This window comes from Amycolatopsis camponoti, assembly GCF_902497555.1.
GTDB classification, from domain to species: Bacteria; Actinomycetota; Actinomycetes; order Mycobacteriales; family Pseudonocardiaceae; genus Amycolatopsis; species Amycolatopsis camponoti.
In genome coordinates this window covers 365,836-378,651 of the sequence record NZ_CABVGP010000002.1, presented here as the reverse complement: position 1 = coordinate 378,651, position 12,816 = coordinate 365,836, and the positions used below count along the sequence as shown (strand labels likewise).

15 protein-coding genes are annotated in these 12,816 nt (G+C 67.5%); 10 read left to right on the top strand and 5 right to left on the bottom strand.

All coding sequences use genetic code 11. The features are described from left to right. Positions 1-2: 2 nt before the first annotated feature. Together AA23TX_RS22370 and AA23TX_RS22365 are read right to left on the bottom strand one after the other, a co-directional pair. Positions 3-1,205, bottom strand: a complete 1,203-nt coding sequence (locus AA23TX_RS22370; RefSeq protein ID WP_155547236.1) for a L,D-transpeptidase — start codon at positions 1,203-1,205, stop codon at positions 3-5. An 88-nt stretch (positions 1,206-1,293) separates the two neighbouring features. Next, the gene (locus AA23TX_RS22365; RefSeq protein ID WP_230862670.1) at positions 1,294-1,854 is read right to left on the bottom strand and encodes a hypothetical protein; all 561 of its coding nucleotides are present in this window, start codon (positions 1,852-1,854) and stop codon (positions 1,294-1,296) included. 165 nt (positions 1,855-2,019) lie between these two features. Here AA23TX_RS22365 and AA23TX_RS50785 point away from each other — a divergent pair, with 165 nt between their 5' ends. Further along, a complete protein-coding gene (locus tag AA23TX_RS50785; RefSeq protein ID WP_277875416.1) occupies positions 2,020-2,145 on the top strand; it encodes a hypothetical protein in 126 nt (41 codons plus the stop codon). 197 nt (positions 2,146-2,342) lie between these two features. Here the strand turns inward: AA23TX_RS50785 and AA23TX_RS22360 are convergent, their stop codons facing one another. Beyond that, complete coding sequence (locus AA23TX_RS22360) at positions 2,343-2,834, bottom strand: phosphoribosyltransferase family protein (RefSeq protein ID WP_230862669.1); 492 nt, start codon at positions 2,832-2,834, stop codon at positions 2,343-2,345. Positions 2,835-3,074: 240 nt separating this feature from the next. On the opposite strand from AA23TX_RS22360, the gene AA23TX_RS22355 reads away from it, so the two are divergent. Next, entirely contained in the window at positions 3,075-3,980 is a 906-nt protein-coding gene (locus AA23TX_RS22355; RefSeq protein ID WP_155544816.1) for a DUF1963 domain-containing protein, read from the top strand. Here the strand turns inward: AA23TX_RS22355 and AA23TX_RS22350 are convergent. Further along, a complete protein-coding gene (locus AA23TX_RS22350; protein ID WP_230862668.1) occupies positions 3,970-5,013 on the bottom strand; it encodes a GlxA family transcriptional regulator in 1,044 nt (347 codons plus the stop codon). The two genes, AA23TX_RS22355 and AA23TX_RS22350, sit on opposite strands and share 11 nt — an antisense overlap. Before the next feature lie 20 nt (positions 5,014-5,033). On the opposite strand from AA23TX_RS22350, the gene AA23TX_RS22345 reads away from it, so the two are divergent. After that, positions 5,034-5,861 (top strand): dienelactone hydrolase family protein, encoded by an 828-nt coding sequence (locus AA23TX_RS22345; RefSeq protein ID WP_155544815.1) that lies wholly within the window; start codon positions 5,034-5,036, stop codon positions 5,859-5,861. 9 nt (positions 5,862-5,870) lie between these two features. On the opposite strand, the gene AA23TX_RS22340 is transcribed toward AA23TX_RS22345, so the two are convergent. Further along, positions 5,871-6,071, bottom strand: a complete 201-nt coding sequence (locus AA23TX_RS22340; protein ID WP_155544814.1) for a hypothetical protein — start codon at positions 6,069-6,071, stop codon at positions 5,871-5,873. A gap of 266 nt (positions 6,072-6,337) precedes the next feature. On the opposite strand from AA23TX_RS22340, the gene AA23TX_RS22335 reads away from it, so the two are divergent. The 7 genes from AA23TX_RS22335 (at position 6,338) to AA23TX_RS22305 (ending at position 12,730) form a co-directional block, all read left to right on the top strand. Next, positions 6,338-6,916 (top strand): YbaB/EbfC family nucleoid-associated protein, encoded by a 579-nt coding sequence (locus AA23TX_RS22335; RefSeq protein ID WP_230862667.1) that lies wholly within the window; start codon positions 6,338-6,340, stop codon positions 6,914-6,916. Next, positions 6,913-7,224: a hypothetical protein gene (locus AA23TX_RS22330; protein WP_155544813.1), complete on the top strand. Its 312-nt coding sequence runs from the start codon at positions 6,913-6,915 to the stop codon at positions 7,222-7,224. The genes AA23TX_RS22335 and AA23TX_RS22330 overlap by 4 nt, the downstream gene beginning before the upstream one ends. Next, positions 7,221-7,598, top strand: a complete 378-nt coding sequence (locus tag AA23TX_RS22325) for a hypothetical protein (protein WP_155544812.1) — start codon at positions 7,221-7,223, stop codon at positions 7,596-7,598. The genes AA23TX_RS22330 and AA23TX_RS22325 overlap by 4 nt, the downstream gene beginning before the upstream one ends. Continuing rightward, on the top strand, positions 7,595-8,350 hold the full coding sequence (locus AA23TX_RS22320) for a WXG100 family type VII secretion target (RefSeq protein WP_230862666.1): 756 nt from the start codon (positions 7,595-7,597) through the stop codon (positions 8,348-8,350). The genes AA23TX_RS22325 and AA23TX_RS22320 overlap by 4 nt, the downstream gene beginning before the upstream one ends. Then, a complete protein-coding gene (locus AA23TX_RS22315) occupies positions 8,347-8,937 on the top strand; it encodes a DUF3558 family protein (RefSeq protein WP_155544811.1) in 591 nt (196 codons plus the stop codon). The genes AA23TX_RS22320 and AA23TX_RS22315 overlap by 4 nt, the downstream gene beginning before the upstream one ends. A gap of 242 nt (positions 8,938-9,179) precedes the next feature. Then, complete coding sequence (locus AA23TX_RS22310; protein WP_155544810.1) at positions 9,180-9,422, top strand: hypothetical protein; 243 nt, start codon at positions 9,180-9,182, stop codon at positions 9,420-9,422. Between the two features lie 158 nt (positions 9,423-9,580). Then, entirely contained in the window at positions 9,581-12,730 is a 3,150-nt protein-coding gene (locus tag AA23TX_RS22305; RefSeq protein WP_196425479.1) for an AfsR/SARP family transcriptional regulator, read from the top strand. The last annotated feature ends 86 nt before the right edge of the window (positions 12,731-12,816 follow it).

Below are 12,816 nucleotides of genomic sequence, written 5' to 3'. Positions count from 1 at the left end.
ACTCAGCCGCGCAAGGCGCTGCCGGCCTTCCAAGCACTCCAGCTGATGGCCCAGTCGCCGTGACCGTTGTTGATCGCCAGTTGCGGGCCGCCCGAGTTGGTGACCTCGACGACGTCGCCGACGTTGAAGTTGTCGAAGAACCACTTGGCGTTCTCGGTGTTCATGTTGAGGCAGCCGTTCGAGACGTTGGCACTGCCCTGCACGCCGACCGTCTTCAGGTTCTCGTGCAGGTATTCGCCGTCGTTGGAGATCCGGACGTTCCAGTTCTCCGGCGCGCTGTAGTAGCCGGGGTCGCCCTCGCACACGCCGTAGCTGCAGGAGTCCATGATCTTGTGCTCCTCCTTCCCCAGCACCGTGTGGGTGCCGGTGAAGGTCGGCGTCGCGCCTCGCGGCGGGGTGTCGGCGGTCTTGCCCATGCTGGTCGGCGCGGTCTTCACCAGCTGCCCGTTGTGGAACGCCTGGATCTGGTGCGTCTTGCCGTCAGCCTTGGCGACCCACGAGTCATGCACTTTGTAGGTGGCCGAGACGTCCTGGCCGCCGTACACCCCGCCGCCGATCGGCGTACCGAAGGTCGTGGTCTCGAGCTTCACCGTCGAGCCGGCCTTCCAGTAGTCCTTGGGCCGGAAGTGCACCTCGCGCTTGCCCACCCAGTACCAGCCGCCCTCCTGGGCGGGTGCGGAGGTCACCTTGAAGGACTTCTCGGCTGCGGCCTTGTCGGTGATGTCGTGGTCGAACTTCAGGCCGATGATCAGGCCGACGCCGAAATCACCCGACGCCGGTTGGAAGAGTGCCGGCGTGGCGACCCCGGCCGGCTTCAGCGTGTGCACTTCCCCGCGCTGCTCGGTCGCCGCACCCGCCTGGTTCACCGCGGTGGCGACCACCTGGTACGTGGCCGCGTACCGGAGGTGGTCCGTGCTGGTCCAGGTCGTCTTGTCCGGTGAGAGACCGCCCTGGACGGCGTTGCCGGTCTGCGGGTTCGTGACCGTGACCGCCTGCAGTGTGCCGCCCGAGGCCTTGACGACGATCGGGTCCTTCGGGTTCAGCTGATCCGCGGGAGCGAACGCCACCGTCGCGGCCGGTGCTCCGGGCGATGTCGTCGTCGCGGTCGCTCCGGCAGCTCCGGCCGGATACGCGGTTCCGGCGGTCTGCCCGCTGCACGCGGCCAGGACCAGGACACCCAGGCCGAGCCCGGCGATACGGATCAGTCTCACGATCACCAGGACGTCTCACCGCCCCTGGCGTTGCATGACCATCCGAACTTCGACGCACCGCTCGCCGACGCCCACCGGCGAGTCACGCGCGGACCGCACCGCTGGCGGACGCGACGAGCGTGATCGCCCAGCGAGCCTCCTCGGTCTCATCCGACACACGTCGGCGCGAAACGACGTCCAGCTGCTCGTCCGTCAACCGCCCGCCGGTGGCGATGCAGCACCGCACGACGGACCGCACCTCGTGGTCCGCCTGCTGACCCCGCTCCCACAGTTTGAGCGCGTGCAGCGCAGCGCGGCGCGACACGTCCGGGGTCGAGGCGTACCAATGGCCACCCATCCTGCTCGGCGGCGGATCCCCGGGCGAGGGCACCCGCCGGCCGAGCCGCTTCTGCCTCACCCGTGCGCCGACGTAGGAAGCGACCTCCTCGCGCCACACCGCGCGACTGGCCTCCAACGCCTCGAGCGCCCGCAGCAGAGCCGGCTCGTGCTGCTGATACGGCCCCGCCAGCTCACCGAGGAAGCTCAACGTCGCTCGATGGCCGATCGGGTGGTATAGGCCCACACACGAACACAGCGCGGCGACCCGCCGGCCATACGCCAGCCGCCCGTCACGCACCCTGCGCGCCCGCTCGGTGAACCCCACCGGCAGACAGTACCGATCACCGCGCCCCTCGGGTGGGGCTGGCCATCGAGCGGACGTCGCCGACATCCGCTCATGGCGACGAGCGAGCACTGAGCGCGATATGTGCGTTGAACCAGTGCGACGATCTGAAGAGCGGGTGGACCCGGGGCGAGCACGGTGCAGTCCTTGACCGAGCTGCTGCAAACCTTCCGGTACGAGGTGATGACCGAACCCGACGGCGAGATCTACGGCGTCGAATTGATCGGCGGAACCCGGACCGCCGGAGACGACGTACACCATGACAGTCGCTGACGGTCGAATGGTCTTTTCCGTCCGACCCAGGCTCAGAACTGGCGATTAGCCCTGAAACACACCCTCATGCCGCTGGTCGGCAGTTGATACGACCGAGGCGACGGCAACGGCTCAGCCACCGAAGAGGTCAGAGCTCTCGGACATGCAGCAGTGACCGTACGTTCAATTGCCGTCGGACCTGGTTGCTGCTCAGCGCGTCAACCACCGTCGCAACACCGAGCCAGGAAGCCCCCGGCATCCTGGATCAACATGTGGGCGCCACTGGCCTGCCCGCCGGTCTCTGTCCAGTCGTCGACGAACAACACTCGATCGCCACTGTTGATCAGGCTTTTGCGGAAACCGAGAGTGAGGTGACGGTCTCGATAGTCCGGTGGTGTTGTTCGCTGCAACCAGACATCACTATCGCTCGACCCCACGCGGTCCTTGCGAACCTCAACGAACCCGACGTCGAAGACCAGAGCGACCAACGGCCCCAAGAGACAGCCACGAGATTCCGGTCCAAGGACGACCGTGGGGCGCTCGCCCGCGAACAGCTGCGCCAGTGCGGGACCAAGACACTTGAGCAGATCGGGCCGGCGCCACCAACCTGTGACGTCGGCATAGCGATGCTGATCCGTGCTATCGCCCCGCCAGGTGAACGCACCGCGAAGCCCGGACTTCACCTCTTCCAGCCGCACGTCCACAGACACCGGCCCATGATCGCGTCGACGGCTTCTGCCGGCAATCGGGTTTATTTCACCTGCCCGACCTGTCCGCTTTCCCCGCACCCGTGACCGCAATGCGACGACACAGCCGGGGAAGAACTCATCGCACATGCTTTCGCGTCGATGCGCCATCGCTCTCATGAACAGAACCGATTGATGAACCACTACGACGATCGCCGGGCTCAGATCGGACGATCACCGGCGGATGTGCGAGAGTGCTCGGCCATGAACCATCTCGAACAGCTTCGGAGTACGGCGATCGAGCGCGGCATCCCGGCCGGAGCGGCCGACCGGATCGGCCGCTTTCTCCGTGTGGCGATCTGGGTGTGCAACGCCAACCGGTACGGCATCGGGTCGGCCGAGCGGCACGGTGGCGTGGCCGGACAGAACGGCGGGCTGCCCCGCCTGCCGGCCGGCGCGGAATGGCCGTACGCCGACATCAACGGCCTGGGCCGGTTGCCGCTTCCGTTCATCGCCTCGCTCGACTGCGCGAAGCTGCCACGGGCCGACGGCCTCCAGCTCCCGGCGGACGGGTCGCTGCTGTTCTTCTTGGCGCACGAGCACGCTCTGCACGCGCACGACGAGCACGAGTTCGCACGGGTCGTCCACATTCCGGCCGGCACCGCCACCGAACAGATCGAACAGCCACCGCCTCACGACGACGACTGGTTCGAATCGGGTTTCCTCCGGCCGCGGTCCGACCTCGTCGCTCTGGTCCAGCCGGAGATGCCGGGCTGGTTCGACGAACCGGGGAACCTCGAGTTCGAGTCGGACGTCGTCCAGCTGCAGGTGGGCGACACCGCCCACCTCGAAGATCTCCGCACCTTGTTCACCGAGCTCTGGCCGCAGGTGACCACGGGCGCCGACCTCTACCTCGGCGGCTATTCGATGGAGTTGGGCATCGGCGAAAACGCCGAGTACGGCATGGCGGAGGACTCGATCGCGCACGACGTGCCGGACCGCGACCGGCTCGTGGAGGAGGAGACGACCCGGCTGATGAGCGAGTGGATACCGCTGGCCCAGTTCCAGTTGGCGGACCAGGTCCACGTCGGCCGCTTCCTGATCCGCCACGAAGACCTGGCTGCCCGGCGCTTCGACCGAGTTCGGTCGCTGACCATGTTCACGGAGTAGACGGTTCGGCGTGCGCCTTGAATGTCGCGCGGTAGTCCTGCGGCCGTTTCCCCGCCAGGCGAGTGAAGATGGCGCTGAACGCGCCCGGGTCGCGATAGCCGACATCGGCGGCGATGCCGGCGACTGTCCGCTCGGTGGTCTCGAGCAGGTGTTTCGCCTTGCGCACCCGTTCCGCCTGCAGGTATCCGAGCGGGGTCTGGCCGGTCTCGGCGCGGAACCGCCGCAGGAGCGTTCGCGTGCTGACGTGGAACGTCGCGGAGAGCAGCCCGAGGTCGTAGCGCTCGCGCATGTTCTGGTCCAGCCAGCGTTTGACGCCTTGCGAAAACTGGCTTCCGGTGGCCGGCAACAGTTCCCTGTCGACGTACGGAGCCTGGCTGGACCTCGCGTCGTCGACGAGCGCAACACGCGCGGTGGCGCGGGCGACGCGGCTGCCGTTGTGCTCGCGGATGAGGCCGAGGGCGAAGTCGTACATCGCGCTGAACGCGCCGGTCGTCGTCACCCCACGGTCGGTGACCACGAGTTTCTCCGGTCTGACGTCGGTGCCGGGACACCGGTCTGCCAGCCGGTGGGCGAACAGCCACGAGGTCGTCGACTCCCGCCCGTCGAGCAGGCCGGCATCCGCCAGCAGAAACGCGCCGACACAGATCGAAACCAGCGCGACTCCCGATTGCGCACTGGATCTGATGGTTTCGATCTCCGGCCTGAGCGACGTGAGGGTCGCGTCCAGGTCGAGTCCGGGGTGCAGCTCGAACCCGGGTACGACGAGAACGTCGACCTGCCGCACGGGCACGACCGTGATCACCGCCCCGCCGGCGGCGACCACGCGCCGCCGCGGCGACAGGATCGACACGTCGTACAGCGGATTCCCGGTGGGCGCGGCGATGTGCGAGGCCATCGTGAGAAGGTCGGGAACTCCGAAGACTTCCGACGCGAAGCAGCCTGGATAGGCGAGCACACCGACGCGAAGCGGAGCCACCACGGTGGCGAGATTACCCGGACATGTGGCGATCTCGCCACTGGCCGTACCAGCCACGCCGGCCCGACGATGCCGCTATGGCGATCACTGAACCGCGGCCGGACGACGCTCTCACGGACTTCTCGAAGCGGCTGGTCGACATCGAGGGCGTCGGCAAGACCGTCTACGTCGGCGGGTCCGGGCCGGCCGTCGTGCTGATGCCGGAGATGCCCGGCATCAGCCCGGACGTCGTCCGATTGGCGCGCTGGATTCGAGACGCGGGATTCACGGTCTACCTGCCGTCGCTGTTCGGCGTCGACGGCGCCTTCCCCACCGTCGCCGACGGGGAGAAGGTCGTCCGCCGTGCTTGCGTCAGCGCGGAGTTCCGGGCGTTCGCCGGTGGCGGCACCAGCCCGATCACGGTCTGGCTTCGAGGGTTGGCCAGGACCGCGATGGCCGAGTGCGGCGGGCCCGGTGTGGGCGCGATCGGGCTGTGCTTCACCGGCAACTTCGCGCTCACCATGACACTCGAACCGGCGGTCATCGCGCCGGTGGTCAACCATCCTTCGCTGCCACTGGACGACCCCGCCGGGCTGGAGATCAGCGACGAGGACGCGGCCACGGTGCGCGAGCGCGTCGAGCGTGACGGACTGAAGGTCCTCGCCTACCGTTTCGACAACGACCGGTGGTGCACCGGCCGGCGGTTCGCCGCCTACCGGGCGCTCCTGGGCGACGCGTTCGACGGACGCGTCATCCCGGGCGAGACGGCCAACCCCGCGCCACCCCCGTTCTTCCGTGACGTCGTCGGCTGCCCTCACAGCGTCGTCACGGCCCACCTCATCGACCAGCACGGACACCCCACGCTGCGCGCCAGGGACGAGATCCTGGACTTCCTCGCCGAACGGCTCGGCCACGAAGAGCATTGATCGGCAGGCTCAGCCGCCGCTCCGACCGCCGAGAAGCCGCCGGCACGCCAGCCCGACGATGGCGGCCAGCGCACCGGCCACGAGCGGCCACCACGTCCGGAGTGCCTCCTGGTGGATCAAGGTGACACCTGCGAACGAGATGACGAGAAAGAGAACGAAAGTGCCGACGGAGTACTTTCCGTTCGGCCTCGCCGATTCGCCTTCGCTCATCGCCTGCCTCGCTGTCGATCGATCGCAACGCGCGATCCCGGCGCCGATTGCCCGTGGGTGGCAAGGGCCTGCGGTGCAAGCTTGTCACATTTCCGGCGCCTCCTCTGCTGCGCCCTCGAAGGGCTGGATATGAGGCCCTCTCGATGTTCGAGCGGACAGACCTGGTTGTTCGGGTGGTCGGGTCCCAAACCTGCACGCTGTCGGTGAGAGTGGCCTCAAACAGCGGGATCGCCCGCCCCTCGATCAGCTACGCTGACCCGCGTGGGGTGACCGACCTGCGACCACCAGTGATGATCGCAGGTATCGACCCCGGAGAGTGCGTGTCGGGAACGTGGGGAGGCGACACCGACGTGGTGTTCAACGCGGACGTGATGCGGCAACAAGCCGCAGAACTGGACGAGGAACTCGACCGGGTCCAGTTCACCGGCCAGTCGCGCGACGGCGCGGTGACCGCCGCCGTCAGCGGCCACGGACGGCTCATGGACCTGAAGATCAGCGCGGCAGCGATGCGCGGCGCCCATCCGCACACCATCGGACCCGACGTGGTCGAGGCCGTGGCGGCCGCACGCCGGCAAGCCAGCACCCTGGCCACCGCGAAGATCCGCGCGGTCCTGGACAAAGACCAGGTATGGCAGCCATCCCCAGTCCCGCCACCGCACAGCGTCGGCAGCGACCGCTGGAGCGGCGCCACCCACGACCAACGCACGCAACCAGACCCCCTCCCGCCGAGCTCCCCGCCGGCGCGCGCACGTCCCCACACCGACGAAGCCGAAGAGGAGAACTTCGAGAACCTCGACTTCCTCGGCGACGACAGCGGCGAGGACGAGGAACGGGGACGCTGGTGAACTACCAGGACGAGTTGTACAACCTGGCGCGGGAAATCGACGCCACTGTGGCCGCCGTGACGCAAACCGCTCGCGGTGCCGAACACGCGCCGCTGGAATGGCGGCTGCCGGGCGAACTGGGCACGGTGACCGTGTCCGGGGCCGGCGAACTGACCGCGGCGACCCTCGACATCACCGAGATGCACCAATACTCCGCCGACGCGCTGTCCCGCACCGTACTGCAAGGAATCCGGGACGCCGAACAACGAGCCGATCAGCGCCGTGGCGACACCATCGCCACGGCGGTCACCGAAACGGGGCTGGCATGACCTTCGACCCCAACGACATCACCGGCCACGGCTACCGCGTCTACCCCGAATCCCTGCGCAAAGCCGCCGACGACGTCACCACCGCCGCCGAGCTCGTCGTCACGTTCGCTCAGCAGGACCTGGCCGGAACGCTGCTCGGCGAGTTCGATCTGGGACTGCCCGGGACGCTGACGACGATCATGCCCAACAGAAACGGCGCGGGAACGGTCGAGCAGTACAACCGGGCCATCGAGACCATCCGCGGGATCTCGACCAAGAACGCGGAGACACTGCAGCAGCTGGCCCACGCTCTGCAGACCGCTGCCTCTTACTACGAACAGCAGGACGCCGCCGAGCACGAGCGGCTCAAGAAGCTCGAAGGAGGCCTCCCATGAGCGCCTTTCCCCCGTCATGGTCGGCCGCCCCTCCGACACCGGTCACACCGTCGCAGGCTGAGATGCCCTACCCCGCCGACGCCGACGCGAAGATCCGCTTCTGGGCCGAATTCATCGGTGCGCACGGCATCATCACCTTGCTGGACAAGCTTCGCGTCTTCATCGCCGGCGACATCGGCAAGGTCCTCCACCTCGCCGACACGTTCGCCACCGAGACGGCCCTGACCAAAGCGGCTGAACAGCTCAACGCCGCCCAGCTGACTCTGGCGAAAGCCTGGCACGGCGACGCCGCCGACCAGTTCAACGCCTACGCCGGCAAGGCCGTGACTGCGCTGGGCCAGAACCAGAACTCGATGATCAGCCTGACCAGCACCATGTCTTCGATTGCCGAGACGATCATCGACACCTACAAGAACCTGCTCATGACCATCGGCAAATGCGCGATCAACCTCGCCCAGCTCGGTGGGAAAATCGGCATCGCCGTTGCGGAGTCGGCTGCGCTGCCACCGCTGGCCGTCATCGGTTTCAGAGACGTCGCCGACGCGATCAACTCGGCGTTCGCGACATTCTGGAACGACTGCCTGGCCTTGCTCGGCGGGCTGATGACCAACATCGGCAGGTTGCTCGGCAACCGCATCCAGCTGACCACGATCGAAGCCAACTTCGCCACGCTGCCCGACGTCGGGGACAGCAACGAGGTCATCGACGACCCGGGTCGCTGGCGGGTCAAGCCTGGAGCCACTCACCCATGATCGATCGCCGAACTCTCTGCGTTGTCGTCGCCGTGCTGGGTCTGGGGCTGGGTGCCGGCTGCTCGCCCGGTGGGTCACCGGCCCCGGCAGAGCCGTCGGTGTCGGTTCCGCCGATCCCCGGGGTCGGGATGAGCGGCGCCGGGCGGTTCCGTACCGATCCGTGCGCCGCGGTCACCGTCGAGCAACTCACCGCCATCGGCTTCGCCGGCGGTGAACGCAGCCGCGACGGGAACCGATGCGTCACCAGGTTCGGTACCGTCGCCAGTGTCAGCACCTCGAACCGAGGTGACAGCCTGCGCATCCTGTTCCAGGAGCATGCCTTGGGCCACGACACCGGCAATCACTGGGAGCCGATCACTGTCGAGACCATCTACCCAGCGGTCATCGTCGCCATCGAGGAGAACGTCCCCAGCAAGCAGGCCGAGGGCCCGCTCGGTTGCACTCTCGCACTCGCCGCCGACGACACCACCCTCGTCTACATCAACGCCGCCACCGCTGACGAGTCCGAAGCCGGCCCTTGGCAGCACGACCCCTGTGGCGCCGCGAAAAAGATCGCCGCACTCACCGTCAACAATCTGACCGCGTAAGCGCACCGCACCTTCACTTGCCCGTCCCTCGGCTCGACCGAACGGGATTCTCCAAGCTCCGACTGACCTCCATCCAGCCAGGCAGCGCGGGCCCGCTTGCAAGGTTGGCGCAAGGTTCGGAACCAGGGTGGGGCGCGACGGTGAAGCAGCCGACCCGAAGAGGTGGGTGCACGTGACGAATATCGGCACGATTCGGCCGGCCGAGACTGGATCAGCGCGGCCATTGAACCAGGAGGACCTGCATGAACAATCAGAACTATGGCGACATCGCCCCTACCCGAGTCCTCTCCGCGGCGGAAGGGGTCGAAATCCAGAAGCGCCTCGCCGCCGAGAGTTCGGGGGTCAAGCAGTGGCATTGGATGGGTAACTACGGAAGCGTGTACGACCCGGTCAACGTCGCGAACGGGGCAGGGATTTCGGCGGGAGAACTGATTCTCAACATCAACTTCAGCAATGGCCTGATCGCGGCATGGATGCTCTACTAGGAGATCCGTCCGTTTGAGCCGTCCATGGAGACAGGAAAAATGAAATCGGCGATGGACAGGTCGGCTGTGCTCGCCGGATAATGACTCGCAGCCTGGGGGATCCTCGGTGGCTGCCGGTGTCCGGTCCGGCAAGGCGCGTCGGCGGTGGTGGTGAGGTCGTGGAAATCCGGCTGCTGGGAGTCGTCGAGGTCTGGGACCGCGACAAGCGGCTGCCGGACCTCGGCACACCGCAACAACGGACCGTCCTGGCGGCGCTGGCCGTGGACGCCGGCCGTCCGGTGATGTTGCAGACGCTCATCAATCGGATCTGGGACCAGGCGCCCCCGGCCGCGGCCAGGCCGGCGCTGTACGCCCACGTCTCTCGGCTGCGAAGTGCCCTGAGCCAGGCCGAAACGGTCCCGCGGGGAGAGCCGGTGCGCCAAGCGGGCGGATACGCGTTGGACATCGACCCGGACAGCGTCGACCTGCACCGGTTTCACCGGTTGACCACCGCCGCCCGTCACCCCGGCTGTCCGGTCGCCGAGCAGGCCGACCTGCTCGACGAGGCCCTTGGCCTGTGGCGGGGGCCTCCGCTGGCCGACCTGCCCGGCGAATGGGCCGCCCGGATGCGCGAGGACTGGAACCAGCAACGGCTGGATGCCACCGTTGCCTGGGCACGAGCCGAGCTACGGCTCGGCCACCACGACAAGGTGATCGGGCCGGTTCGGAAGCTGCTGATCGAACACCCGCTGACCGAACCACTGACCGCGATACTAATGCGCGCCCTCGTGGCCGCGGGCCGGGACTCCGAGGCCTTGGACCGGTATTCCCTCACCCGGAGCCGGCTGGGAGACGAACTGGGGAGCGACCCCGGCCCGGAACTGCGCGCGTTGAACGCCGCGATTCTCCGCGGCGAACCGTTGTCGAGCGGGAAGAGCGCATCGATCCCGGTCCCGGCGCCCGTGCGGCCACCGGTACCCCGGCAGCTACCCGCCCGTACGCCCCGTTTCGCGGGGCGCGCGAACGAACTGGCCGAACTGGAGACCTTGGTCGACAAATCCTCGCAAGACGGCGTGGCCACGGTCGTGATCACCGCGATCAACGGCACAGCGGGGGTCGGCAAGACCGCGTTGGCGCTGCACTGGGCGCACCACGTCGCCGAGCGGTTCCCGGACGGGCAGCTTTACGTGAATCTGCGGGGTTTCGATCCCACCGGTACGCCGGCGCTGCCCGGCGAGACCCTGCGCGGGTTCCTGCACGCCCTCGGTGTGCACCCCGAGCAGATTCCCGCCACCGTGGACGCGCAAGCGGCGTTGTACCGCAGCCTCACGGCCGATCGACGTCTGCTGGTCGTGCTGGACAACGCCCGTGACGTCGAGCACGTACGGCCGTTGCTGCCAGCCGGCCCGGGATGCCTGGTGGTGGTCACCAGCCGAAATCAGCTCGCCGGCCTGTCCGCTCAGGAAGGAGCTCGTCCCCTCACGCTGGACGTGCTCACCGCCGAGGACGCGCGGGCACTGCTGATCCGGCACCTCGGCCACGACCGGGTGGCCGCCGATCCGGACACCGTCACCGAACTGATCGAGCGGTGCGCCCGGTTGCCGCTCGCGCTGGCGATCGTGGCGGCGCGAGCCACCGCCTACCCGAGCTTCGCGTTGAGGGTGCTCGCCAAAGAACTTTCCGACGCGTCCACTCGGCTGGCGGGCTTGGACACCGGCGACGCCGCGACGAACATCCGTGCCGTGTTCTCCTGTTCCTACGACCACCTCAGTGCCGAGGCCGGCCGGATGTTCCGGCTTTTCGGGCTGCATCCAGGTCCCCATCTCGCCCTGTCCTCCGCCGCCCGGCTCGCCGACCGGGACCCGGCCCGGACCCGGGAAACCCTCGATGAGCTGGTCCAGACGCATCTGCTGATGCAGCACGCCCCCGGCCGTTACACGTGTCACGATCTTTTGCGTGCCTATGCCGCGAGCCTCACCGCGACTCACGATCCGGAAGATGACCAGTCGAGTGCGACGACCCGCCTGTTCGACCACTACCTGCAGACGACCGCTTCCGCGATGCGCTTCCTCCACCATCCGGAAGACCAGTACTGGTCTGATGTTCCCCAGCCCGTTGCGTCACCGGTCGTCGACCTCGCGACCGCCGACGCCTGGCTCACCGCGGAAATGGTCAACCTCAGCGCGATAATCGCCCACGCGGCCGCACGTCGTTCGTACGCCGACATCGCCCGGCTCTTCCGTTGTGCCGAACTCGGGGAAAACTACGCTGACTCGTTGACCAGCTACGGCCACGCTCTGCGTGCGGCGCGGGATGCCGGCGCTCACGCCACCGAAGTCTACGCACTGATCTACGTCGGCATCGGCCACTGGCAACAAGGTCACTACGAGCAGGCCATCCACCATCATGAGTACGCGATCAAGATTTCCCGAGAAATCGGCAATCCCACCGGCGAAGCCCTCGCCCTGAATTATCTCGGCCTGGTGCACTGGCGCCAAGGCAACCACCGGCTCGCGACGGAGGGCTACCGGCGCGCGCTGGTGCTGGCCCGCGGCAACGACAACAAAGCAGCCGAAGCCACCACGGTGAACTATCTCGGCCTCGTCCGCTCGCAGCACGGCCAGTATGCCCAGGCCATCGACTGTTACCGACGCGCGGCGGAGATCGGCCGGCGCATCGGCGACCGAGTGGTGGAAGCCTTCGCGATGAACAACTGCGGTGTGGTTCACCGGCTACAGGGTCGTCACGAACTGGCGATCGAGCAGCACCAGCGGTCGATCGCCATCTCCCGTGACATCGGCGACCGGGCGGGAGAGGCGTTGGCGTTGAACAACTTGGGTGTGGTCGATATTCGACGAAGTCGATACGGGCCGGCCGCTGAGCATCTCGAGCAGGCACTCGTCGTGTTCCGCGAGATCGGCTTCGTGGCGGGTGAAACCGTGGCCACGAACAACCTCGGCGTCGTGCTTTGCCGGCAGGGGCACTACGGGCGGGCGGCCGCGCACCACCGGCAGGCCCTCGCGGCGGCTCGCGAGATCGGTGACCGCGTCACCGAACCGCAAATGCTCAACAATCTCGGCGAAACCTCCCTGGCGAGTGGATTCTTGGACCAAGCGCGAATCCACCATCGGGCCGCCCTCGCTCTGGCCACCGAACTCAGTGACCCCTACGAGCAGGCCCAAGCCTGCCATGGCGCCGCCCAGTACGATCTCGCCGTCGGTGATCTCCCGCAAGCACGACGCAACCTGCGGCAGGCGCTGGCACTTTTTGTCGATCTTGACGTCCCCGACGCCGACACCGTCCGGGACACTCTCGCGGCTCTCGACTGAAGCCGAGCCGCTCACCATGGTCAATGAAAGCTGTCGTTCCAGGCGGTGTCCGACCACGCCGCCGCCCTGCGTCGCGGGGAGACGCG

Excerpts from the sequence above, each read along its gene's own strand:
- AA23TX_RS22355 (WP_155544816.1), top strand. The coding sequence starts at position 3,075 with ATGAACCATCTCGAACAGCTTCGGAGTACGGCGATCGAGCGCGGCATC.
- AA23TX_RS22345 (WP_155544815.1), top strand. The coding sequence starts at position 5,034 with ATGGCGATCACTGAACCGCGGCCGGACGACGCTCTCACGGACTTCTCG.
- AA23TX_RS22340 (WP_155544814.1), bottom strand. The coding sequence starts at position 6,071 with ATGAGCGAAGGCGAATCGGCGAGGCCGAACGGAAAGTACTCCGTCGGC.
- AA23TX_RS22325 (WP_155544812.1), top strand. The coding sequence starts at position 7,221 with ATGACCTTCGACCCCAACGACATCACCGGCCACGGCTACCGCGTCTAC.
- AA23TX_RS22320 (WP_230862666.1), top strand. The coding sequence starts at position 7,595 with ATGAGCGCCTTTCCCCCGTCATGGTCGGCCGCCCCTCCGACACCGGTC.
- AA23TX_RS22315 (WP_155544811.1), top strand. The coding sequence starts at position 8,347 with ATGATCGATCGCCGAACTCTCTGCGTTGTCGTCGCCGTGCTGGGTCTG.
- AA23TX_RS22310 (WP_155544810.1), top strand. The coding sequence starts at position 9,180 with ATGAACAATCAGAACTATGGCGACATCGCCCCTACCCGAGTCCTCTCC.